Source organism: Pseudomonas sp. PS02303 (assembly GCF_029959925.1).
Classification (GTDB): domain Bacteria; phylum Pseudomonadota; class Gammaproteobacteria; order Pseudomonadales; family Pseudomonadaceae; genus Aquipseudomonas; species Aquipseudomonas mandelii.
Genome location: NZ_JASCOM010000002.1, coordinates 48,418 through 69,624 on the forward strand (window position 1 = coordinate 48,418; position 21,207 = coordinate 69,624).

At 55.4% G+C, this 21,207-nt stretch carries 27 protein-coding genes; 17 read left to right on the forward strand and 10 right to left on the reverse strand.

Features of this window, described 5'->3' with window-relative positions; genetic code table 11:
* Positions 1-3: 3 nt before the first annotated feature.
* The 3 genes from QMX98_RS01020 to QMX98_RS01030 all read right to left on the reverse strand — a co-directional run bounded on the left by QMX98_RS01020 (position 4) and on the right by QMX98_RS01030 (position 1,230).
* Positions 4-471, reverse strand: coding sequence for a hypothetical protein (locus tag QMX98_RS01020; RefSeq protein WP_282410072.1), 468 nt, complete (start codon positions 469-471; stop codon positions 4-6).
* A complete protein-coding gene (locus tag QMX98_RS01025; RefSeq protein ID WP_282410073.1) occupies positions 468-704 on the reverse strand; it encodes a hypothetical protein in 237 nt (78 codons plus the stop codon). Before QMX98_RS01025 ends, QMX98_RS01020 begins: the two co-directional genes overlap by 4 nt.
* Positions 705-864: 160 nt before the next feature.
* A complete protein-coding gene (locus QMX98_RS01030) occupies positions 865-1,230 on the reverse strand; it encodes a hypothetical protein (RefSeq protein WP_282410074.1) in 366 nt (121 codons plus the stop codon).
* Between the two features lie 142 nt (positions 1,231-1,372).
* Between QMX98_RS01030 and QMX98_RS01035 the strand changes: the two genes are divergently transcribed.
* From QMX98_RS01035 to QMX98_RS01110, 16 genes are all read left to right on the forward strand, one after another.
* The gene (locus tag QMX98_RS01035) at positions 1,373-1,945 is read left to right on the forward strand and encodes a phage baseplate assembly protein V (protein ID WP_282410075.1); all 573 of its coding nucleotides are present in this window, start codon (positions 1,373-1,375) and stop codon (positions 1,943-1,945) included.
* On the forward strand, positions 1,942-2,286 hold the full coding sequence (locus tag QMX98_RS01040) for a GPW/gp25 family protein (protein WP_282410076.1): 345 nt from the start codon (positions 1,942-1,944) through the stop codon (positions 2,284-2,286). The genes QMX98_RS01035 and QMX98_RS01040 overlap by 4 nt, the downstream gene beginning before the upstream one ends.
* Positions 2,283-3,200 carry a baseplate assembly protein gene (locus QMX98_RS01045; RefSeq protein ID WP_282410077.1) on the forward strand — a complete coding sequence of 306 codons (918 nt, stop codon included), beginning with the start codon at positions 2,283-2,285 and terminating at the stop codon, positions 3,198-3,200. The genes QMX98_RS01040 and QMX98_RS01045 overlap by 4 nt, the downstream gene beginning before the upstream one ends.
* Positions 3,193-3,816 (forward strand): phage tail protein I, encoded by a 624-nt coding sequence (locus QMX98_RS01050; RefSeq protein WP_282410078.1) that lies wholly within the window; start codon positions 3,193-3,195, stop codon positions 3,814-3,816. Before QMX98_RS01045 ends, QMX98_RS01050 begins: the two co-directional genes overlap by 8 nt.
* Positions 3,809-5,308 carry a phage tail protein gene (locus QMX98_RS01055; protein ID WP_282410079.1) on the forward strand — a complete coding sequence of 500 codons (1,500 nt, stop codon included), beginning with the start codon at positions 3,809-3,811 and terminating at the stop codon, positions 5,306-5,308. Before QMX98_RS01050 ends, QMX98_RS01055 begins: the two co-directional genes overlap by 8 nt.
* 7 nt (positions 5,309-5,315) lie before the next feature.
* Positions 5,316-5,879, forward strand: coding sequence for a tail fiber assembly protein (locus QMX98_RS01060; protein ID WP_282410080.1), 564 nt, complete (start codon positions 5,316-5,318; stop codon positions 5,877-5,879).
* A 104-nt stretch (positions 5,880-5,983) separates the two neighbouring features.
* Entirely contained in the window at positions 5,984-7,153 is a 1,170-nt protein-coding gene (locus QMX98_RS01065) for a phage tail sheath protein (protein WP_282410081.1), read from the forward strand.
* A gap of 15 nt (positions 7,154-7,168) precedes the next feature.
* Positions 7,169-7,684 (forward strand): phage major tail tube protein, encoded by a 516-nt coding sequence (locus tag QMX98_RS01070; protein ID WP_282410082.1) that lies wholly within the window; start codon positions 7,169-7,171, stop codon positions 7,682-7,684.
* 15 nt (positions 7,685-7,699) lie between these two features.
* Positions 7,700-8,020: a phage tail assembly protein gene (locus QMX98_RS01075; protein ID WP_282410083.1), complete on the forward strand. Its 321-nt coding sequence runs from the start codon at positions 7,700-7,702 to the stop codon at positions 8,018-8,020.
* An 8-nt stretch (positions 8,021-8,028) separates the two neighbouring features.
* Positions 8,029-8,148, forward strand: coding sequence for a GpE family phage tail protein (locus QMX98_RS01080; RefSeq protein WP_282410084.1), 120 nt, complete (start codon positions 8,029-8,031; stop codon positions 8,146-8,148).
* Positions 8,138-10,918 (forward strand): phage tail tape measure protein, encoded by a 2,781-nt coding sequence (locus QMX98_RS01085; protein WP_282410085.1) that lies wholly within the window; start codon positions 8,138-8,140, stop codon positions 10,916-10,918. Before QMX98_RS01080 ends, QMX98_RS01085 begins: the two co-directional genes overlap by 11 nt.
* 5 nt (positions 10,919-10,923) lie before the next feature.
* Complete coding sequence (locus tag QMX98_RS01090; RefSeq protein WP_282410086.1) at positions 10,924-11,364, forward strand: phage tail protein; 441 nt, start codon at positions 10,924-10,926, stop codon at positions 11,362-11,364.
* The gene (locus tag QMX98_RS01095; protein WP_282410087.1) at positions 11,361-12,629 is read left to right on the forward strand and encodes a phage late control D family protein; all 1,269 of its coding nucleotides are present in this window, start codon (positions 11,361-11,363) and stop codon (positions 12,627-12,629) included. The genes QMX98_RS01090 and QMX98_RS01095 overlap by 4 nt, the downstream gene beginning before the upstream one ends.
* Before the next feature lie 54 nt (positions 12,630-12,683).
* Positions 12,684-12,884: a Com family DNA-binding transcriptional regulator gene (locus QMX98_RS01100; RefSeq protein ID WP_282410088.1), complete on the forward strand. Its 201-nt coding sequence runs from the start codon at positions 12,684-12,686 to the stop codon at positions 12,882-12,884.
* Positions 12,845-13,696, forward strand: coding sequence for a DNA cytosine methyltransferase (locus QMX98_RS01105; RefSeq protein ID WP_282410089.1), 852 nt, complete (start codon positions 12,845-12,847; stop codon positions 13,694-13,696). The genes QMX98_RS01100 and QMX98_RS01105 overlap by 40 nt, the downstream gene beginning before the upstream one ends.
* Positions 13,697-14,575: 879 nt before the next feature.
* Complete coding sequence (locus QMX98_RS01110; RefSeq protein WP_282410090.1) at positions 14,576-15,556, forward strand: HNH endonuclease signature motif containing protein; 981 nt, start codon at positions 14,576-14,578, stop codon at positions 15,554-15,556.
* A 36-nt stretch (positions 15,557-15,592) separates the two neighbouring features.
* Here QMX98_RS01110 and QMX98_RS01115 read toward each other — a convergent pair whose 3' ends face one another.
* The 6 genes from QMX98_RS01115 to QMX98_RS01140 form a co-directional block, all read right to left on the reverse strand.
* Positions 15,593-15,889 carry a hypothetical protein gene (locus tag QMX98_RS01115; protein ID WP_282410091.1) on the reverse strand — a complete coding sequence of 99 codons (297 nt, stop codon included), beginning with the start codon at positions 15,887-15,889 and terminating at the stop codon, positions 15,593-15,595.
* Positions 15,890-15,898: 9 nt separating this feature from the next.
* A complete protein-coding gene (locus QMX98_RS01120; RefSeq protein WP_282410092.1) occupies positions 15,899-16,150 on the reverse strand; it encodes a hypothetical protein in 252 nt (83 codons plus the stop codon).
* A 752-nt stretch (positions 16,151-16,902) separates the two neighbouring features.
* Positions 16,903-17,151 carry a hypothetical protein gene (locus QMX98_RS01125; RefSeq protein WP_282410093.1) on the reverse strand — a complete coding sequence of 83 codons (249 nt, stop codon included), beginning with the start codon at positions 17,149-17,151 and terminating at the stop codon, positions 16,903-16,905.
* 435 nt (positions 17,152-17,586) lie between these two features.
* Positions 17,587-18,486: a DUF2971 domain-containing protein gene (locus QMX98_RS01130; protein WP_282410094.1), complete on the reverse strand. Its 900-nt coding sequence runs from the start codon at positions 18,484-18,486 to the stop codon at positions 17,587-17,589.
* A 119-nt stretch (positions 18,487-18,605) separates the two neighbouring features.
* The gene (locus QMX98_RS01135; protein WP_282410095.1) at positions 18,606-19,214 is read right to left on the reverse strand and encodes a hypothetical protein; all 609 of its coding nucleotides are present in this window, start codon (positions 19,212-19,214) and stop codon (positions 18,606-18,608) included.
* An 874-nt stretch (positions 19,215-20,088) separates the two neighbouring features.
* Entirely contained in the window at positions 20,089-20,316 is a 228-nt protein-coding gene (locus tag QMX98_RS01140) for a hypothetical protein (RefSeq protein ID WP_282410096.1), read from the reverse strand.
* Between the two features lie 262 nt (positions 20,317-20,578).
* Here QMX98_RS01140 and QMX98_RS01145 point away from each other — a divergent pair, with 262 nt between their 5' ends.
* On the forward strand, positions 20,579-20,872 hold the full coding sequence (locus QMX98_RS01145) for a DUF3077 domain-containing protein (protein WP_282410097.1): 294 nt from the start codon (positions 20,579-20,581) through the stop codon (positions 20,870-20,872).
* A gap of 107 nt (positions 20,873-20,979) precedes the next feature.
* On the opposite strand, the gene QMX98_RS01150 is transcribed toward QMX98_RS01145, so the two are convergent.
* Positions 20,980-21,144 (reverse strand): hypothetical protein, encoded by a 165-nt coding sequence (locus QMX98_RS01150; RefSeq protein WP_282410098.1) that lies wholly within the window; start codon positions 21,142-21,144, stop codon positions 20,980-20,982.
* Between the last annotated feature and the right edge of the window lie 63 nt (positions 21,145-21,207).

The window sequence follows — 21,207 nt, forward strand, 5'->3', positions numbered from 1 at the left end:
AAATTATCGTGAGACCCAAAAAATTTCGTTTTGCATAGCACCTTCTTCATCACGCCAGCTTACTTTTGCTTGATACTTCATGTCACTACTCATATGAAATGCCGCTCTCAGCTTAATAACAGACCGAGGTTTCAACACCGGGTGCGGGAGCTTATATTGCGCGTCATACAACGGGTTATCATCACAATCAACCAGTTCAAAATCAACATCATAGGCACTGCCTTGGCCATTGTTTGCTATAACAAATTCAGAATTATCTCCGAGCTTATTAATTCTTACGTTAATACCGGCCTTGTTTTTGAGACTCTGCTGCTCTTCAATTTCTTTGATCTGATGAGCCGAAAGCTCAGCCGTAATCCTTTCCAGCTTAAGCTGCTCCTCGCTAATTTTACGTGTTCTCACGAGAGATACCGTTGAAACCACTATTGCCAATACTGAAATTAGCAGCGTTAAAGTTTCGAACAAACTCATTTAAGCCGCCCCTTAAATGCTTTTTTTAGCATATCCTCAATGACTTTTTTCGCTTCTGGTATTGCAATTTTTTTAGCTTGCTCAAGCCCAACCTCCTTTAATTCGGAAAGTTTGATTTGAAGGCCACAAAAATCACAGGTTACGAGATCGTCATCCTGAACATCATCAGGCTGCTGAAAGTCTACGGCGCCGCACTGTGGACACTGTATTGAAAAATGAGTCGTCTTTATCATTTTATATCACCCCAATAAGATTAGAATCTGCAGCGACTATGAAACCAAAAAACCCACTTCCATCTCAACCACTAGCTATGTCCAAGAGATAATAGCGCGACAATAGGAATAGACGTGATTTCACCTTGAAATCGGGATCTGCCCCTTGCCGCGCCAACTATTAGGTAAAACTCGGAACAGTTCCATTCGGCGAAATTCTAATAGAGTACTCCCCCATTTTTTTTGATGCTCCAGATATCACAAAAGCCCCATCATTTTTATCATAAATATAGTTTTGAAACTGCGACTTCAACCCAAGGTGATGCGTATTCGCAGTGAGAACGCCTTTCTCGTAGATATTAATTTCACCGTCTTGAATTCCGTTCCTTACCATCATTACCGTACAGCTTTCCCTTTCGGTACCACGTTTATCTGAGATATACGTAATACGAGCACCAAAAAGAAAATTCCCCACTGGCATGACCTGAAAATTATCAGTGCCACGCCAGTTTTGCCCAAACTCATAAATCTCCAAAATACCTGACATTTCACATCCTTTGAATAATTGAGAGCAACAGCAGATTAAAATCTGCCTAGCACGATTAAAGGCCTAAATCTCGGCCATGTAAAGCAAACTGCTACAAGTCCAGAAAGTTGGTGGGATACCCGTAAAACCCCATTCTTTAGGCATGAACGATTTAGCCACCCTCGCCCGTCTCGTCGAAAACTTGATCCGTCTCGGCACCATCGCAGCTGTGCAGATGAAGCCTTCGCGTGTACAGGTGAAAACCGGATCGATAACCACTGGTTGGTTGCCTTGGATCGCCCCGCGAGCGGGTGTAGATCGAGAATGGAATCCTCCCTCGGTCGAAGAGCAGGTCATATTATTGAGCCCCTCCGGCCAGCTCGGAAATGGGGTCGTCCTGACCGGCTTATTCAGTGACCACGTCCCGGCGAACGGCGACCGCGAAGGCCTGCACCGCTGTACCTACCGCGACGGTACCGTCATCGAGTACGACAGCATCGCGCACCACCTCAACGTCACGCTGGTCGAGGGTGGCACCACCAACCTGACCAGCACGGGCGGCATCCACATCGTCGGCCCAATCACCCACGAAGGCGACTACACCCAGACCGGCAATCAGACCGTCACCGGTAAGGTCACCGTATCCGAGGACGTGGTCGCGGCCGGCATCAGCCTCGTCAAACACCCCCACGGCGGCGTCATGCCTGGCAGCGGTATCACAGGCCAGCCGCAATGAACCGAAAAACAGGCGCCGCCATCAATCGGGTCGACCACATCACCCAGTCCATCACCGACATCCTGACCACCCGCCTCGGCACCCGCGTCATGCGTCGCGAATACGGCAGCTTGCTGCCCGAGCTGGTGGACCAACCTTTCAACGACTTCACCCGATTGCAGGTCTACGCCGCCACCGTCATGGCCTTGATGCGTTGGGAGCCTCGCATCAGCCTCAGCCGCGTGCAGTTTTTCGGCGCGACATTGGCAGGCCAATCAACCCTGGAGCTTGAGGGCAGCATCGTCGATACCAACGAACCGCTGAGTCTCAGCGTTCCCCTACAACTGGGGGGCAGCGCATGAACACCTTCGTTGCCATCGACCTGAACCAACTCCCGGCACCGGAGATCGTCGAACAGATCGATTACGAGCAGATCCTTGCCGAGCGCAAGGCCTACGCCATCCGTCTCTGGCCGGCCGACGAACAGGCAGAAATCGCCGCACGCCTCAGCATGGAATCGGAGCCGCTCACCAAACTGCTCGAGGAGAACGCCTACCGCGAAATGATCTGGCGGCAGCGGGTCAATGAAGCATCGGTGGCCAACATGCTGGCTCTGGCCAAGGGCGCCGATCTGGAAAACCTGGCCGCTAATTACAACGTTCAACGGTTGGTCATTCAGGTCGCCAACCCATCAGCCGTACCGCCCATTCCGAAACTGATGGAAAGCGACGACAGCCTGCGCGAACGCGCCCAAATGGCCTGGGAAGGTCTCAGCACCGCAGGCCCGCGCAACAGCTACATCTTCCACGCACGCTCCGCCGACGGTCGCGTGGCCGACGCCACCGCCGAAAGTCCCGAACCAGCAGAAGCGGTCATCACTGTGCAATCGGCACTGGGCAATGGCAGCGCGTCGGCGGATCTGCTGACCACCGTTAAAGCCTACCTGAGCGACGATGACCGCCGTCCGTTAGGTGATCGCCTGACTGTCCAGAGCGCGCAGATCATCAACTATCAAATCAGCGCCGAGCTTTACCTGCTGACCTCGGGACCCGAGTCGGAGCTAATCCTGAAAGCGGCCAAAGAACGGCTGCAAAAATTTGTGCATCAACGCCGTCGTTTGGGCCTGGAGATTTCCGAATCCGTTCTTCACGCCGCTCTACACGTGGAGGGAGTGCGCAAGGTGGTGCTGGACGATTGGGCCAACATTGTCGCCACTCCCTACCAGGCGCCGTACTGCACGCACATCGACCTGTCACTCGGGCTTGATGATGGCTGACCTGTCACTGCTCCCGTCCAACGCCACTCCATTGGAACATCAAGCCGCTAGCGCCTTGGCCCAGATCCAACGCGTCCCCATTCCGCTACGACAACTGTACAACCCGGACCTCTGCCCGCTTCCACTATTGCCCTACCTGGCCTGGGCCTTCTCGGTAGACCGTTGGGACAGCCAATGGCCCGAGTCAGCCAAGCGTTCAGCCATACGCTCCGCGTACTACATTCACTCGCGCAAAGGCACTCTTGGCTCACTGCGCCGCATCGTCGAGCCTTTGGGTTATGTGATTGACGTCGTGGAATGGTGGCAGACCCTCCCGCTCGGCCCTCGCGCGACATTTGCCCTGAACATCAGCGTGTCCGAAACCGGCATCACCGAACAGATGTACCAGGAGCTGACCTGGCTCATCGACGACGCCAAGCCCCTCACCCGCCACCTGATTAGCCTCGACATCATTCTGGAAACCCGCGTCGATTCCCATGCGGCAATGGCCATCGATGACGGCGACGAAATCGACGTCTATCCGTGGGCCAACCCGGACATCGACGCATTCATTCAAGGCTACAGTGGCGCCCGCCTTTACACCCTCGACGAACTGGACGTGTACCTTCATGGTTGATAAGAACACCCTTTTCGGCGGCATGCTCACCCACCTCGGAGCCGCCAAAAAAACCAACTGCGACGCCCTCGGCATCCCCTGGGAACCGAGCTACATGCTGATCGGTGACGCGGACGACGACGATCCGGTGCCCCATCCATCGCAGACCCAATTGATCAATCAGGTGCATCGAGCTCCCCTCAATCAACTGCGCGTCTCCCCCACCGACCCGAACGTGTTGATTGCCGAAGTGGTGTTGCCACCGGAGGTCGGTGGCTGGTGGATGCGCGAGCTGGCCCTTGAGGATAAGGACGGTGTGTTTTCAGCGGTCGCGAACCTCGCACCCAGCTACAAACCACTGCTGTCTCAAGGCACGGGGCGAAACCAGGTGGTGCGGATGCACATCATCACCAATGGCACCGCCAACATTCAGCTCAAGATCGACCCCTCCGTGGTGCTCGCCACCCGCGACTATGTGGATCGCTCGATCAATGCCGGGTCGGTATTCACATCGGTGTCGTCATCACGAACGCTGACCGCAAAAGAAATGGGAATGGTGTTGATCAACGCCACAGCGGGCGCACTGACGATTCAACTTCCGTCAGCTGACGCGAAGCTAGGCAAACGTGATGTGATAGTTCACCGCAAAGACAACAGCATCAACCGCCTAGTCATCAAGGCCAAAGGCAAAGACACCCTGAAATTCCATACTCATCTGAACCCCGCCGGCTACCCCTTCCTGGTGCTCATGGGCGCGGGGGATTGGTGGCATTTGCGCAGTGATGGAGCGGGAAGCTGGTGGCCGGTTGGGCGCTTCGACAGCACGCCGCTGGGGCGTCCCGTATTTGAGACCACGATTGAATTCAGCCCAGGCGGTTACGGCGCATTGAATGGTCAGCTTTTAAAACGAGATGAATGGCCATGGCTCTGGGACCACGCCCGAAGATCAGGAATGGTTTACCTGGAAAAACAGCGTTCCATGGACGGCGGATGGAGTACTGGCGACCAGGTTTCCTCGTTTCGCGGGCCGGAAGTGCGGGGGGAATTTTTCAGAGTGCTCGACGAAGGGAGGCTCGTGGATCAGTCGATAGTCTCTGCGGTGACAAAAGCAGGCAGTACTGAACTGACCGAGGTCAGGCCTCGCTCGCTGATCGCCTTGGGGATGACTCTAGAGGGGGGTGGTTTTCCAGCCGGAACAACGATCATTTCGTTCAAAGACTCCGTGATAGTGGCTTCGCATGCATCAACATCGGATGGACCTGTGGAGCTCAAAGTAATCGGGCGGGTTGCCGGATCATGGGCTCCCGGCACGTTTGAACGTCACACCCACGGCATCTCGTTTGGATCGGGAACCGGAAGCCATGACACCCTTACGCCTCGAATCCTTCCCAGTACCGCAGACCACGCTTATGTGGTGAGCAGAAACACGTCACCTTCCTATATCGCTCGCAATGGCGACGCAGAAACGCGTCCCCGCAACGTCGCCTACCCCGGCCGTATCAAAATGATTTGAGGTTTTGATGATTGCTTATTTGATTGACGAAACCGGTGCCCTTTCCGGCCCGGTCACCTTCCCGGCCATTCCCGGTTTCGGTCCGCAACTGCCCGGTAATGCAGTGCAACTTCCCAAAACGCTTGCCCCACCAGAGTCAGGCAAAATATGGGCGTTGATTGACGGCGCCACTCAGCAAATACTTGACATGCGGGGCACCGTTTACCGCACCGCAGACGGCGCGGAACACTCATGGCAACAGCTGGGAGAACTGCCCGACGGGCTCACCAGCCAGCGGTGGCCAGGGAAACATTTCAAATGGATCGATGGGCAATGGACCCTCGACGAATCCGCCCAACGCGCGGCGCTAAGCGCTCAAGTCCTCGACCATCGAGATACTTTGCAACGTCAAGCCCAACTGCGTATCGCGCCGCTTCAATACGCAGAAAAACTGGGCACCGCGACACCTGAAGAACAGGCTTCGCTCCTGGAGTGGATGCGCTACAGCGTCGAGCTCAACCGCATCGAGCAGCAGGACCCATTCCCCAGCACGATTGTTTGGCCTGCCCAACCTCAACAGCAGCGCCGATAAACACGCGTGCTGTAGTCATACCGCCTACAACCCTCACCGCGCGACGAAATGACCCGCGCGCGGCAGCCTGTGCACTGACTTAACCTCACCGTACAGGCCGCACCATGTCCGACTACCTACACGGCGTGCGAGTCATCGAACTCAACGATGGCTCACGCCCCATCCGCACCATCCCCACCGCCGTCATCGGCATGGTGTGCACCGCCGACGATGCTGACGCGACGGTCTTCCCCTTCGACACCCCCGTTCTGATCACCAGCGTCCAGACCGCCATCGGCAAAGCCGGTGTGAAAGGCACCCTTGCCGCCAGCCTCCAAGCCATCGCCGACCAGACCAAACCCTACGTCATCGTGGTGCGCGTGAAGGAAGGTCAGGACGAAGCGGAAACCACCAGTGCCTTGATCGGCACCACCACCGAACTAGGCAAATACACTGGCATGAAAGCCCTGCTCGCTGCCAAATCACGGCTCGGCCTGGTGCCGCGCATTCTCGGTGTCCCAGGCTTGGACACCCTACCCGTCGCCACCGCGCTCGCGGCCATCGCTCAGCAGTTACGAGCGTTCAGCTACGTCAGCGCCTGGGGCTGCAACACCAAAGAGGAAGCGGTCGCCTATCGCAACAATTTCGGAGCCCGGGAAGTCATGGTCATCTGGCCCGATTTCCTCAGTTGGGACACCGCCACCAACAAAACCGTCAACGCCACCGCCACCGCTCGCGCGCTCGGTCTACGCGCCAAGATCGACCAGCAAACCGGTTGGCACAAAACCCTGTCCAACATTGCCGTCAACGGCGTCACCGGCATCAACGCCGACGTGTTCTGGGACCTGCAAAACCCCGCCACCGACGCCAACTACCTCAACGGTCACGAAGTCACCACATTGATCAACGAGGGCGGCCTGCGCTTCTGGGGCAGCCGCACCTGCAGCGACGATCCGCTGTTTGCGTTCGAGAGCTACACCCGCACCGCGCAAGTGCTGGCCGACACCATGGCCGGTACGCAGATGTGGGCGATGGACAAGCCGCTGCACGCCTCTCTGGTGCGCGACATGATCGAAGGCGTCAACGCCGAATTCCGCAGCAAGGTGTCCGCCGGTTACCTGATCGGCGGGAGTTGCTGGTACCCCGAAGACATCAACACCAAGGACACCCTCAAGGCCGGCAAGCTCTGGCTCGATTACGACTACACCCCAGTCCCACCGCTGGAAGACCTCACCCTGCGTCAGCGCATCACCGATCGCTACCTCATCAACTTTGCCAGCCAGATCAATCGCTAACCGGAGAGCTGCGCCATGGCCATGCCGCGCAAACTGAAAAACCTCAACCTGTTCAACGATGCCAACAGTTACGTCGGCGTCGTGAAGTCGGTCGTCCTGCCACCCTTGGGCCGCAAGATGGAAGCCTATCGCGGTGGCGGCATGAACGGCCCGGTCAAGGCCGACCTGGGCTTCTCCGACGACGGCATTCAGTTCGAATGGAAGACCGGCGGCCTCGACCTGATTTCCCTGCGCCAGTTCGGCGCCGTCAACGCGTCGGGCGTTGCGCTGCGGTTCGCCGGCTCATTCCAGCAGGACGACACCGGGGACGTCAGCGCCGTGGAGGTTGTGCTGCGCGGCCGTCACGAAACCATCGAGATGGGTGACCACGAACCCGGCGAAGACACCGAACACAGCGTCACCACCACCTGCACCTACTACAAGCTGATCGTCGACAGCGAAGACATCATCGAAATCGACTTGCTCAACTTCATCGAAAAGGTCAACGGCGTCGACCTGCTCGAAAAACAACGCGCCGCCCTCGGCCTCTAACCCTTGGAAAACTCTATGCAGACCGTAGAAATACAACCCCTCGCCGACGACAACACCGTCCCCCTCGACGCGCCCATCAAACGCGGCAAGACCACCATCGACGTCATCACGCTGCGCAAACCCTCGTCAGGCGAACTGCGCGGCGTGCAGTTGGTGGAGTTGCTGAACATGGACGTGGCCACCCTGATGAAAATCCTGCCGCGCATCACCACTCCCGGCATCACCGCCCCGGAAGCCGCCGGCATGGACCCCGCCGACCTGCTCGCCTGTGGCAGCAAGATCTCCGCTTTTTTGTTGCAGAAATCGGCGAAGACGGACGCCTTCCTCGTTGCGTAGAGGACGCCATGGCTGACCTGGCGGTGGTCTTTCACTGGGCACCGGCTGATATGAATCAGCTGGGCCTGCAAGAACTGATGGAGTGGCGCGAGCGCGCCAGGGTGCGGAGTGTCGCCGATGGCAAATGACTTGAAACTTCGGGTGCTGCTCAGCGCCATCGACAAGGCGACACGCCCACTCAAGGCCATCAACAACGGCAGCATCGGCGCCGCTCGCGCACTCAAAGAGGCGCGCGACAGCCTCAAGGCACTCAACGCACAGCAGAAGGACATCAGCGCCTGGCGCGCACAACGGGCGGCCGCCGAGCACACCGAACAGGCCCTCGGTGCCGCACGTGACAAGGTCAAGGCGCTCAGTCAGCAATGCTCGGCCATGGGCGCGCCCACGAAAGCCATGGCCAAGGACTTTCGCACGGCTGTGCGGGAGGCGCAGAAACTCAAGCAGCAGCATCAACTCAACAGCGCACAGCTTCAAAGCCTGCGTGGTCGATTGAACGCTGCCGGCATCAGTACCAAGAATCTCGGCAACCATGAGCGCCAACTGCGAGAGCAGGTCCGTTCAACCAATAACAGCATCAGCGAACAAACCAAACGTCTGGCGGCGCTGGGCGCTCACCAGCGGCGATTGGCAGCAGCTCGAACGGCCTTTGATCAGTCCAAAAACCTCGCCCGTGACGTGGCAGGCAAAGGTGCAACCGCCACCGCTGGTGGTAGTGCGACTTTGTATGCGGGCGCAAAGCTGCTCTCGCCGGGCATCGACTTCGACGCCAGCATGAGCAAAGTGCAGGCGATTTCGCGGTTGGATAAGAACTCCGAAGCGCTGAGTGCATTGCGTAACCAGGCGCGCGAGCTGGGCGGCCAAACCCAGTTCACCGCCGGCCAGGCAGCGGACGCTCAAGGCTTTCTGGGCATGGCGGGCTTCGATCCAACGGCGATCAAATCCGCCATGCCGGGAATGCTCGACCTCGCGGCCGCCGGCGGCGCCGATCTGGCGCAGACCGCCGACATCGCCTCAAACATCCTCTCCGGGCTCGGCATGAGCGCCGGTCAAATGGGCAAATTGGGCGATGTGTTGGTGGGCACTTTCACGCGCTCCAACACCAACCTGCAGATGCTCGGCGACACCATGAAGTACGCCGCCCCCATGGCAAAAACCTACGGCGTTGAGCTGGAAGTGGCCGCTGCCATGGCCGGCAAACTGGGCGACGCGGGCTTGCAAGGCAGCATGGGCGGCACCGCGCTCAGCTCGATCATGAACCGCTTGGCCGCCCCACCCAAGGCCGCGGAAAAAGCCTTGGAACAACTGAACATCACCACCGCCGACGCCCACGGCAATTTGCGCAACCTGCCGGACATTCTCAAAGAGATCTACGACAAAACCCAAGACCTGGGCACCGCGTCAAAAGGTGGACTGTTCAAAGCTATCGCCGGCGAAGAAGCCGTCAAAGGCATGGCCCAGCTGGTGGAGCAAGCAGGCACAGGCGAGCTGCAAAAGCTCATCGTGAGCCTGCGGCAAAGTCAGGGCGAAGCGTCGCGAACGGCGAGCGTCATGGCCGACAACCTCAAGGGTGATTTGAAGACCTTAAGCAGTGCCTGGGAAGATCTCGGCATCGAGCTTCAAACCCAGCAGGACGGGCCATTGCGCGGGCTGATTCAGTCCGTCACAGAGGTCATCCGCGGCATCAAAAACTGGGCCAACGAAAATCCGAACCTTGCCGCTGGGCTGGTGAAAACCATCGCCATCATCGCAGCACTGGCCATCGCGCTCGGCGGGTTGTTGATGGTCGCGGCCAGCGTGCTGTTGCCGTTTGCCGCGTTGCGTTTGATGTTTGCCGTGCTGGGCATCCGGCTGCCCGGGTTGATCAGCCTGCTGTGGAAGCTTGGCCGATTCGTGTTGCCCTTCGTGGGCAAAGCACTGCTCGTTTTTGGGCGTGCGCTGATGCTCAACCCTATCGGCCTGGCAATCACCGCCATCGCCGGAGCGGCCTACCTGATCTACAAGAACTGGGACGCGGTGAAGGCCTACTTCACCGATGCCTGGAAAGAAATCAAAGCCGGGTTTAACGGAGGAACCGACGCCATCCTCAAAACCTTGGCCAACTTCAGCCCCATCGGATTGCTCTACCGCGCCTTCTCGGCGGTGATGAAGTACCTGGGTATCGAACTGCCCAGCCGCTTTACCGAGTTCGGCGGGATGATCATCGACGGCTTGGTGAGCGGGTTGAAGGCAGGCTTCGGCAAAGTCAAAGACGTGATGGGCGAGATCAGTGATTCAACCATTGGCTGGTTCAAGGAAAAGCTTGGCATTCAGAGCCCGTCGCGGGTGTTTGCCGAACTGGGCGGTTTCACCATGGCCGGCCTCACTCAAGGATTGCAGCGTGGCCAGAATGGCCCCATCAATGCGATGGACGAGACGAGTCAGCGAATTATTGCCACCGCGCGAGCAATCACATCCACGCCAAGCTCCGATCCTTCAATGCCCACAGAACCCGATCAACGCACTCCGCTCTCGGTCAGGTCCAATACGGAACCTCACCCACATGGATTGCTGCGCCACGGTTTCACCGCACCAAACCCTACTCAAGGCTTGCAACATCGTCAGAAGCTACCCATCGGTGCGATAGCCGAAATGAGCGAGCGACTCATGGCTACTGCGAGAGCCATCGGACTCGCGCAAGGCCCTGAACCGTCGCCGCCTGTATGGAAAGTTGATAATCGCCCCGCACTTAAACCCGCTGCGCCGCCAGCCTTCGACAGCCACGACAGTTACGAAATCAACATCCACACCACACCGGGTATGGATGCGCTGGCGGTCGGTCGCGCAGTGCGTGCTGAGTTGACCCGCGTTCAGTACGAGAAAGATGCCCGTCAACGCAGCCGACTGGCCGACCTGGAGTAATCCCCATGATGCTTGCCCTGGGCATGTTCGTCTTCAGCCTTTCCACCGCGGCTTATCAGACACTGCAACGCCAGACCGAATGGCGCCATGTCACCAACTCGCGCGTCGGCGCAGCCCCGGCCCGGCAATTTGTCGGGCGTGGCGACGACGCCATCACCCTCCCCGGCGTCATCCTCCCGGAGCTGGCCGGCAGCGCGCTCAGCCTCGATGCCCTTCGCCTCATGGCCAATACTGGCAAGGCCTGGCCTATCGTGGAAGGCAGCGGCCGTATCTACGGCTTGTGGGTGATCGAGAGCTCGAACGAAACCAAGACGGTGTTTTTCCGCGATGGCACACCGCGCCGGATCGAATTCAGCCTCAGCCTCAAGCGAATCGACGACGACCGCATTGACTTGATTGGTGCCGGGACAAGCGTGGGCGTCAGCATCATGAGGGCTTTGCTGTGATCGATGCAGCGCTCTCGCGAGTGACCGGCTTTCTGAATGACGCCACCGAGCGCTATCAGCGCGCCGCCGCGTATCCCGTCCCCGCCATCCGCATCACCGTCGATGACACAGACATCGCCCCGGCGATCATCCCTCGGCTGATCAGCCTCGATCTGATGGACAACCGCGGGCTCGAGGCCGACCAATTGACTCTCACCCTCAGCGACCACGACGGCTTGCTGGCGATTCCGCCCAAAGGCGCAATCATTCGGCTCTGGCTCGGCTGGAGCGATACTGGCCTGGTGGACAAAGGCACCTACACCGTCGATGAAACCGAACACAGCGGCACCCCGGACGTGCTGAGCATCCGCGCTCGATCAGCTGACTTTCGTAAAAGCCTGAAGACCAAACGTGAACGCAGCTGGAGCGACACCACGCTCGGCGACGTGCTTGGCGACATCGCCCTGGGCAACGGTCTGACCGCAACCATTGCCGACGTCCTCCACGTCTTGCCCATCCTGCAGCTCGATCAGGCCAACGAATCCGACGCCAACCTGATCAGCCGTATCGGTGAGGAGTTCGACGCCGTGGTCACCATCAAGGCCGGGGGCTTGCTGTGCCTGCCGGCGGGCGGCGGCAAGACCGCCAAAGGCACCGAGCTGCCGCACATCACCCTCACCCGCGCCGACGGCGACCAGCACCGTTACCTGCAAGCTGACCGCGACCGCTACGACGGCGTGCGCGCCTACTTCTACGACGTGAACAGCGCCAAGAAGCAGGAAGCCATTGCGGGCAGCGGCGAACACCTCAAGGACCTGCGCCACACCTACAGCGACCGCCAGTCCGCCCTGCGCGCGGCCCGGGCCGAGTTCAATCGCCTGCAACGTGGTAGCGCCACGCTCAGCTACACGCTGGCACTGGGGCGGGCGGATCTGATCCCGGAACTGACATACACGCTCCAGGGTGTGAAGGACGAAATCGATGAAATCATCTGGTACGGCGGGAACGTGCAGCACACCCTCAACGCGGACAATGGCTACACCGTCAGCCTGGAACTGGAGAGCAAGCTGCCGGATGACACTGTCGAGGACCTGGTCGAAGAAAACAATGGGGGCTTTACCGGGGCCGTTGCCCGCTACCGCGATCGGCGAACCGGGAAGGAGAAGACGGTGACGGCTGGGGGTCAGAGCAAGCCGAAACGCATGCGGTGGTTGTACGCCACTGAGAAAGCGGCGAAACGCGCAGTTGATCGGGAGTGGAGCCGGATGCAGGCAGATAAAACATGAACCCTAACGGGTTACAGAACCCGTTAGTTACTTAGACCCATCAAGGACGATTCCATGCAGGACATCCGTTGCGGCCACTGCCACCGCAAACTCGCCGCCGTCAGCGGCTTCATTGAATTACAGATCAAGTGCCCGCGTTGCCGGACACTCAACCATTTGAAGGCCCAGAGCCTCCCCCAAGCGTGCCGCGAGCATCCAGAACAACGAGTTCATGAATGCAGCAACCCACCCTTGGCAGCCTGTTCGCAGGCATAGGAGGCTTTGATGTCGGATTTGAAAACGCAGGTTTCCGCAGCGCCTGGCAAGTTGAACTCAACCCAGTCAACCGGGCTGTGCTTGCCGATCGATTTCACCATGCACGCCAATTTGAAGACGTGCGCCACTGCGGCGCTCACAACCTGTCCCCCGTCGATGTCCTCACGGCCGGCTTCCCCTGCCAGGACATCAGCGTCGCCGGACAACGGGAAAGCAACCGAGACAGCCGCGGACTGCGCGGCGAACGCAGCGGCCTGTTTTGGGAAGTCATACGAATCCTCAAAGAAATACAACCTCGCTGGGTGGTCCTTGAGAACGTCGTTAACCTGCTCGCTGTCAACGATAGCCAAGACTTTGAAACAGTCATCCGGGCCCTTGCGGACTGCGGGTATGTGGGATTCTGGCGAGTGCTTAATGCTCAATATTTCGGAGTCCCCCAGCAGCGTCGTCGAATATTCCTGGTCGCCGGTTATCGACGAATGCCCCCCTTCGAGTTCCTGGCTGACGCCGCGCCAGTGGACGCAATACCTCCAGCGTCTCAATCGATCCAGTGGCCACGCCCCGCGGATGCCTGGGCTGCCAATACTTTATTGGCCAGCAAAGCCGGCTCACAAATCTCTCTGGGCTGTACCACTTTCGTCGCTCACGCGAACGGATGGGATCAGATGGCTCAGCGGCAGCGAGCGGCTGAAGATGATGGGCTTTGCCTCGGACTGGATGCGGCCAACCTTGCAGAGGCTTTCGGTGCCGGAAACGCCGTTGTTACGCAGGTCGCGGAGTGGGTTGGACGGGCGTTGATAAGGGTGGGGTAATGAGCTGAGAGCGGTCAAAACGCTTCGCCTTGTCAATATATGGTTAATTAATTGCGCATGCACTTTGTTGTTTATGTACTTATGTACTTATGTACTTACGTACCTTTGTACTTATGTACCTCGCCTACCATTTCGGAAATGGCTGCGTTGCAGTTTAGTTATCTAAAGACGATCACTACCGTTCGTCGGATACCCTGTGGTGTTTACGCCACTACAATAATTTGTTGCCGTTAGTGCCGACTAGACCCCGAAAAATTGCTCGACCCTAGTAAATCCGCCAGTTGCCGGAAAATCCCGATACAGCCCGAACTGGTTTGAGCCTGGGCCGGGTCCTGAAACGAGAAAGCCCGCACAGGGTGCGGGCTTCAGGCAGACGTTTTCAGGTTGATTCGTTACCGAAAACCTGTGGTAGCATCTTGCTCAACCACTTACAAACATACTTCTTTGTTGCTGGCACTTCGAAGGGTATGGCTACGTGACGCACTCGTCAACCCGGTTAGGTTGTCAATATATGGCATAAGTTATGTGAATTGTATTCACACAACCGGGCGACAACAAAGTAAAACGTTGTAGATACAATGTTTATACGTTTTGCAGAGAGCGTCACTGAGCTGGGTGGGAGGTGCTGTGAGTTCTTTAATAGACGCGCAGCTTTTATCTTTCCTTTGGAGTTTGAGCGAATGAAGAAATTCATTAGCCGGTACCTTCCTGAAGAGCTGATTCGAGCGTTGCAGACCGCATATTGGTCGATCCGCCTGATCAGGATTCTTCAACAGGTGTAACGCACTACAGCAGGGGCCATTGGCCCCTGCTTTCGTTTCGGTACCCATATGGCTTTACGGGATTCAGTGCGCCAGTTGCCAAAAGGAGAACTCCACCTTGACACGTCCCTTCCGCACAGAGGAAAGCATCCACGCCGAAAGAATCACCCGGGATGCAGTTGCCCCCTTCCTCGCAGCCTGTGGTTTTCAAAACATCAATGAAAGCAGGCACGTTTCGGGTTCAGCCATCACCCAACTCATCTCGGTAACGACTCCTCAAGGCCAACAGGTGAAGATGCGGGTTCGGTTATGCTGGCGAAGACGAAGTGTCGAGGACTTGAGGTTCTCCGCAGCCCAGCTACGAGCACGATTGATTGACGATAACTGGGACACGACCCTTCAAAAAATAATGCAGCGCGATCTGGAGCAGGGGGTAACGCACAACCTAATCCTGCAGCGAGATGGCGCTGTCATCGTTTACGCGGCGCTAATACCCAGCAATGATCTGAAAGGCATCTTCGACGCTCAGGCTAAAGTGAGCCAAGAGTTGATCGACAGCGGCCAGATGAAAAACATCCAAAAGAATCACGCCAAAAACGGAAGCAGTCCGACTGTCTATCTCATGGATGAACGAACTCCAGGCTCACACCAAGTGGCTGACGTGCTTTGGAATTGGCCGGCCGTAGTCGACCTGGTGAAGCTGCCTATGCTGACCTCCTTGATTAACGAGGACGCCATGGACGACTGCCCCCCTCCGATCAATTACTCCATGCTCGGCACCGACGCTCCAGTGCAACGCCCTGTGCTTCGTGCTGAATACCCCCGTGATCGAAGGGTCAGGGAAGCCGTACTCAAACGAACCCATTCCTGCGAACGGCATGGATGTATGAGCCAGCGCACCTACAACGGCTTCCTCGACGTTCATCATATTCTGGGAATAAAAATGGGCGATCGCGTCTGGAACTGCGTAGCGCTCTGCCCGAACTGTCACCGCGACGCTCACTTCTCTCCGGAAACAGATAGCATCAACTTAGAGCTATTGCGATATGCCGAGCAGTTCAAACCCGCCGATGCAGATGGAAAGCTCAACGATGAGTGACCAATTCTCGACCCAAATGGGACGCTTCCTACATACCTACCCAATTCGACACCACCAAGACTGTGCGTAGGCACAACCTTCGATGTACTCAATGCCACTAAGCACAAAACCAGTAACAGCCATACCTGCAAGCGTTGCATCTAGTAAGGGCGGCAAGGGATCAGGATCAAGTGGCATGCCCACTTCTACACGAGCGACGTTCGTGGCCCGTCCCAACTCCTTGCAGACCGATGAATTCACCATGACATTGCCTTTGATCGCGGGGTAGCGGCGCCGTGCCTGAGCGTCGAGCGCGATGCCGCGTGATCTCATCGGGGTGACCAGTAGGTGCATGTGGTGGCCCTACTCGTCGCTATCGATATCGAGCATTGATTCCACCGCAAAAGCCAGCGCCCCGTCTGCCAGCTCAAGCAGGTCAGAGAGGTCATCGCTATCAATCAGCTTTTTTTCGTGCAGCGCGTGAGCTTCAGTCAGCAAAGCCTTGTGATGAGCACCTGGTTGGGCGAGTAGCGCGGTTTTATCTGCGAACATGGCTTGCCAGTGCGATAAATCATTTTCGACGACGGGGACTGCCGTTGTGGTTGAGGTTTTCATCAAGTCCGACTCCAAGCCAAATACTGTACGCATAACCAGTATATTCAGAATCTTCGGATGTCACCTACAGATGCCGACGAAGCGTCCTACAGACATCAAAAATCAATGAAGGATAAATCCTACTTTTGACAGTTATTCCAGAACAAAAAAAGCCCGTCTCAGCCGAAACTGAAACGGGCTTCCCCCGCATTAACGACCGTTACTTCAGGTCGTCAAAGTGGTCTCGCAGGAACTCGTAAAAGCGAAACGCTTTTAACAATCTCCATACGAGGCTCAGCGTACGCAGCAATAGCTTCATACGTTTTGGCCTCCAGGTTGGGGGCCAAACCTCCAGCGCACTTACCGGATCACGCGTGCCTTCAGGAAGGCACGCCAGTGCTTCCAATGAGGCGGCCGGTTGAGTTCCCTCCGAACCATCATTCCGGCACGGGTGCAAAACCGTGTCAGAGGGGATAAAACTGTTATGCCACCAGCCAAACCCCAGTGATGCGCTAGCGTGCGAGCGACGGCATATTAACCTAGAACTTCACAAGCAGCAGGTGGAAATGGCTCGTATTGGGGTTGTCCGAGCAATGGAATGGCTTTTTTTGTAAATCGTTATTTCTGTCAGGGTCTACAAATCAAAACTCACCGCACAAAACTGCTTTCGTACATCAATTGGCTAACCCGACGGGGTAAAATAACGTTGCAAGGACGACCAAAGCTAAATACCATAGATTCACGCCAGTGCTTCCCATGAGACGTACTAAGCCTCAGTCGCAAGCTGAGGCTGCCAAAAAACCGCCCCGCAAAAGGCGGTTTTTTTTCGCCCTCAGTTTAGATATTGATCGTATGCGCAGCGCTTCGGGCAGTGTTACCACATCGCTGTTCAGAGCGATCGAACAGCGAGCATCAAAAATGTGTTCCCATGCTTCCAGTGGCACCAGCTGCGAAATTTCACTCCACTTTGCCACATGTTTCCATTCGTTCTGACCACCAATTGCATCGGAGTTGCCCAGCACGCTTTGCGACCATGATCGGCAGAAAACCGCCACTATGGTCTCTGAGCATCAGCGCATGTGAATACGCGGTAGTGGCTTGACCACCTGATGTGCGCATCTAGCGATGTCTAGCAAAACTCACTAGACACCGCTATTCCCTCCTTTATGCTGCTAACCAATTCTGGGTTCTGATCGTTGAGGATGTTGGTGGCCATTAGCGCCGACCACGCCATAAGGCAATGATTCGTGATCGCAGGGGTACAAAGCTGGAACGAATGCGGCGTGAACGGTTTCCCACGACCCAAAGTAGATGTTGGCCCCCCTCAGCCCCTTCATGCCCGATTGATTTAGCTCACAGTTTACCCTGCGCAAAAGTCGAAGTGCCGGCGAACATCTAGGTCATGGCCTATATTGATGTCCCCCGCGTTGAAATGCCCATTAGGCAACTAGCCAAATTTACGCTTCTACAATCTCATATCCGCTTAAATTTGAATTCTCGCTAACTTCGAAAAAATGCACTTCATTAGGTATGAATTCCGAAGCTAAGTTTTTGTAATGCTTCTTCCGGTCGGAATTCATTCGCAAGCCAAACACCATGGTTGTTATTCTGCCAGGAGCGTCGTATAGCCCATGACTTTCTTCAACGTAGCGCCATTCCTTTTCGTATTGCCATATTGGAGTTTTGGTGCTGAGGGCGGCTCGAAAAACTTCATCTTCGAATGAGACACGGACTATGTTTTGCTGCCCGCTCCCTAGCGAAAATATCTGCACTTCGCTTTTAAACCCTGATTTGAAATTTGGTTTTTGAGCCGTGTACTCAACCGGAATCGTGTGTCTGAAATTTCCGAGCTTGCAGTGTGGAGATGCCGCGAAACCAATAGCAACCCCCTCATGGTTTGCCCCATAATGCGCCCACATCAACTCGCTTTGGCAGTCTTCGCTCAGGCTAAACACCCCAACAGATAAAAGTCTCTTTCGCATATCAAGAAATATATCTTTTGGATTTGACAGTTGCATTCCGTGATTGGAGTGTAATTCGCGCATATCTGAAATGCGTTGATCATGCGAACTGGTCTTGAATTTCTCCAGCCATTTTTTTGTCTGTATCTCACTCAATGAAAAAAGGGTTTTTGGCGCTTTAGGTGGAAAGCCGAATATGCCCATCAATTGGGCATTCTCCATGTCTCGAATTGTGCGTTCTTCCCATTCCTTTGGGATCTCGCCGATACGACACTCTAATGGGTCATTGAGTTGTGCAGGTGTTGACAGCCAAACTTTTTGGCTTTTTATAATCTCTTCTGTTCGTTCAGAGTCATCGCGATACTTATACAGCTGTTGCGGTGCAAGTTTTGTCATCTTAATATCTTCTTAGCTTGTTTTTTGAGATGTTTGGAAGTATTTGCGCCAAATTTATAGATACTCTTAATTTGAAATGGCAGATTTAGGCGCGACCGCCAGGTCTTTTGCAGCCACTCCTATTGGGAGAGAAAATCAGCTTGTTTTACTTTAGAGCCAGAAACAACCCGCCACTTAATGAAAGCCGGATAGATCATGAGCACATACGACATACCGCACAATCCGAGTAGCAGCAGTCCATGTGTCGACGAGAGAATTTGCAAATAGAGCACCAAGCCAATTACCACACCATTGAAAGTTGTATTAATCTTTATAGCCAAAAAATCCATTACAAAAAACAATACTGCAAACCATCCTACACGCTTCCCCCACCGCGTGAACAACACACCAGAACAAATATCCTGAAAGCTAACTTCTTCGCCCCTTAACATTTCAACACACTGAATATAAACATCTTTATGCCATATATTAAAAATGGTTGCGACAATTACAATGAGTAGTCCAGGTGAAAGTAACGCTGCAATTATAAAAGGGCTTACGGGTGACAGCACTTCGTCAATCGCGAATTGGTTCGCCGAGCAAATCCAAGAGGCAACAAAAAAACTCTTGCTTGCGCAACTTAGTAGAAGGCTGAATGTTAGCAGCACGGTTGATATTAAAGCCAAAACACTACAGCAACTAGGCAATACTTTAAACAGGGAGTTATATAGCATCCAAAAGTGTTTCATGCAGTTCCTTTATGTTAATTTTTGCTATGGGACGAATCCAACACGAGAACCGGGTTGGCGATCAATTAGGTCAGAGATTATCATTACACAACATAAAGGCTAAAAGCCACTACGCGATCCTATTTCGTCAACGTGTCCTCTTGCTTGCAAAGTCTCCACGTTGCTGTAACTGGACCGCAATGTGCAACAAAGCTAATGAGATCAACCCTAAAATTGCGATTATTTCAAGCAGAATGGCTCATCCTTGTTCCCGGCAATCACCTCGCCCCGGAGAACGAGGTGGCTCCCAATTGCTTGAGTTTGTCTGGACCGTTCTCTGCCGGTTATGGCCACAAAGCGTGCTGGTCAAATCTGATGCAAATGCCTGGTCAGGTCTGGTCTGGTCTGGTCTGGTCCAATGTCTAGGGGTGAGCAAGCCTGCGCAGTTACTTTGCCAGTCACGGGAGGCAAAAAACGTTGCAAGGATTGGGAAGAGCAAATGGTGTCGATCTACGCCAGAGTTTCCCCTTGATACGGACCAAGTTCCAGCCGCATGCTGATATTTACAAAGAACCGCCCCGCAAAAGCGCTTTTTTTGGCATGTCGTTTGGGTCTTGATTTGTGTGTTGGGCTTGGGGCAGTGCTCTCATATCGAGTGCGATGGGTGGGCGAGGTTTGATTCGTTGGGATAGCGTCTTTATTTTTGTTCCAGGTATAGGCTGCGCCCGGCTTGATGACGCCACCAGTCAATCTGCGACGGTCTCAGTAAGGTTTTGTGACGCAACAATTGGCTCGCCATGGGAGTCGACGATGCCGTTTACGCCCGCGACATCTCCGATAAACAGACCATCTGCGTCATGGTACTCGATCAATGCGGTGTCACCGCCGTCCCCCCTCACTTTCCCACCCCAGCCAGTATTCTTTTCAGAATATTGGGTGGCTTCATGTCGAACTTGTAGGCAAAATCTGAGAGTTGCGTAAGGAAGCGCGTTACAGTGCTTTTCAGCAAGTTATCGTCTTGCTGGCCTTTCTTTCGGCGGATACTCTCCAGACGTCGCTGCATATTCAGCGATCGGGCTTGGTAACCCGACGAGTTGCGCAACAGCGCCCCTTCATAGCTCATGGCTTTTTCAGGCTTGCAGCTATGTTATGGCGGCTGTGCGTGGGACGCCTTCGGGCGTGCCGGTCTCCTTGACTCCCGGTTTACCAACCTGCGCGCAGCTGCCACCCATTCGCTTGGTAACGAAAAGTGGCAGCTCCTCACGTCAAGGAGTTAGACACATGCACACCGTAAATCCGTACAGACTCAGCCTTCTCCCTCACCGCGCCAAGTCGCGTAATGCTCCTTCACTCGGCCTCCCTCTCGTCATGAATGGAGGTAGCAAATGACCGAGCCATTAGAAGCTAAAACCATCGGCCTCACCCCCTGCATCTATTGTGTAGACAATCCGCTGTTCCACGTCAGCGCCGGCGTTCCTGTCGACGCTGCCTTGGCCATGGCATCCGATCTGCTGTTCCTTGCCAAAGCGCTTTCAAAAGACGCGGCTTACGACAGAGAAACCGACCGTTTTTCGTGGGCCGCGCACTATTTGACGGCGATGGGAAAGGCGGTGATTGATGATGTGGTCAAAGCCGTTACGCCACGCCCTGTCAGAGCGAGCATGAAAGTCGCCAAGTAGTCGTAAACGAGTCGCGCATAAAAAACCCGGCGAATAGCCGGGTTCTTTTAAGAGTACTTGGTGCAGTCAAACACTATTTAACCGGCTTCCCTATTGCCCTACACCAGTCAGAGCGCTGCCAGCGATTGCGCGATACGCAGGATATAGCCCTGATCCGCCTCAGGCACTTCTCTGTACCATGTAAGAAGTTTCCACTCATCTTGTGTTAGCTCAGAATTTTCGCTATTGGCGTTAGCCATGCGAATGTTCTCTTTATCATCCTGATCCAACATGCACACTACTCCGTTAAGTGATTGCAGGCGCAACGTTACTTAGGAGCGTGAAAAATCAAAATC

What these genes read in the sequence shown, in the direction of transcription:
- QMX98_RS01105 (WP_282410089.1), top strand. Translation starts at nt 12,845, where the DNA reads ATGCAGCAACCCACCCTTGGCAGCCTGTTCGCAGGCATAGGAGGCTTT.
- QMX98_RS01050 (WP_282410078.1), top strand. Translation starts at nt 3,193, where the DNA reads ATGGCTGACCTGTCACTGCTCCCGTCCAACGCCACTCCATTGGAACAT.
- QMX98_RS01080 (WP_282410084.1), top strand. Translation starts at nt 8,029, where the DNA reads ATGGCTGACCTGGCGGTGGTCTTTCACTGGGCACCGGCTGATATGAAT.
- QMX98_RS01115 (WP_282410091.1), bottom strand. Translation starts at nt 15,889, where the DNA reads ATGCACCTACTGGTCACCCCGATGAGATCACGCGGCATCGCGCTCGAC.
- QMX98_RS01140 (WP_282410096.1), bottom strand. Translation starts at nt 20,316, where the DNA reads ATGAGCTATGAAGGGGCGCTGTTGCGCAACTCGTCGGGTTACCAAGCC.
- QMX98_RS01070 (WP_282410082.1), top strand. Translation starts at nt 7,169, where the DNA reads ATGGCCATGCCGCGCAAACTGAAAAACCTCAACCTGTTCAACGATGCC.
- QMX98_RS01085 (WP_282410085.1), top strand. Translation starts at nt 8,138, where the DNA reads ATGGCAAATGACTTGAAACTTCGGGTGCTGCTCAGCGCCATCGACAAG.
- QMX98_RS01020 (WP_282410072.1), bottom strand. Translation starts at nt 471, where the DNA reads ATGAGTTTGTTCGAAACTTTAACGCTGCTAATTTCAGTATTGGCAATA.
- QMX98_RS01100 (WP_282410088.1), top strand. Translation starts at nt 12,684, where the DNA reads ATGCAGGACATCCGTTGCGGCCACTGCCACCGCAAACTCGCCGCCGTC.
- QMX98_RS01030 (WP_282410074.1), bottom strand. Translation starts at nt 1,230, where the DNA reads ATGTCAGGTATTTTGGAGATTTATGAGTTTGGGCAAAACTGGCGTGGC.
- QMX98_RS01150 (WP_282410098.1), bottom strand. Translation starts at nt 21,144, where the DNA reads ATGTTGGATCAGGATGATAAAGAGAACATTCGCATGGCTAACGCCAAT.
- QMX98_RS01135 (WP_282410095.1), bottom strand. Translation starts at nt 19,214, where the DNA reads ATGAAACACTTTTGGATGCTATATAACTCCCTGTTTAAAGTATTGCCT.
- QMX98_RS01045 (WP_282410077.1), top strand. Translation starts at nt 2,283, where the DNA reads ATGAACACCTTCGTTGCCATCGACCTGAACCAACTCCCGGCACCGGAG.
- QMX98_RS01120 (WP_282410092.1), bottom strand. Translation starts at nt 16,150, where the DNA reads ATGAAAACCTCAACCACAACGGCAGTCCCCGTCGTCGAAAATGATTTA.
- QMX98_RS01130 (WP_282410094.1), bottom strand. Translation starts at nt 18,486, where the DNA reads ATGACAAAACTTGCACCGCAACAGCTGTATAAGTATCGCGATGACTCT.
- QMX98_RS01025 (WP_282410073.1), bottom strand. Translation starts at nt 704, where the DNA reads ATGATAAAGACGACTCATTTTTCAATACAGTGTCCACAGTGCGGCGCC.
- QMX98_RS01040 (WP_282410076.1), top strand. Translation starts at nt 1,942, where the DNA reads ATGAACCGAAAAACAGGCGCCGCCATCAATCGGGTCGACCACATCACC.
- QMX98_RS01090 (WP_282410086.1), top strand. Translation starts at nt 10,924, where the DNA reads ATGATGCTTGCCCTGGGCATGTTCGTCTTCAGCCTTTCCACCGCGGCT.
- QMX98_RS01065 (WP_282410081.1), top strand. Translation starts at nt 5,984, where the DNA reads ATGTCCGACTACCTACACGGCGTGCGAGTCATCGAACTCAACGATGGC.
- QMX98_RS01145 (WP_282410097.1), top strand. Translation starts at nt 20,579, where the DNA reads ATGACCGAGCCATTAGAAGCTAAAACCATCGGCCTCACCCCCTGCATC.
- QMX98_RS01060 (WP_282410080.1), top strand. Translation starts at nt 5,316, where the DNA reads ATGATTGCTTATTTGATTGACGAAACCGGTGCCCTTTCCGGCCCGGTC.
- QMX98_RS01075 (WP_282410083.1), top strand. Translation starts at nt 7,700, where the DNA reads ATGCAGACCGTAGAAATACAACCCCTCGCCGACGACAACACCGTCCCC.
- QMX98_RS01055 (WP_282410079.1), top strand. Translation starts at nt 3,809, where the DNA reads ATGGTTGATAAGAACACCCTTTTCGGCGGCATGCTCACCCACCTCGGA.
- QMX98_RS01035 (WP_282410075.1), top strand. Translation starts at nt 1,373, where the DNA reads ATGAACGATTTAGCCACCCTCGCCCGTCTCGTCGAAAACTTGATCCGT.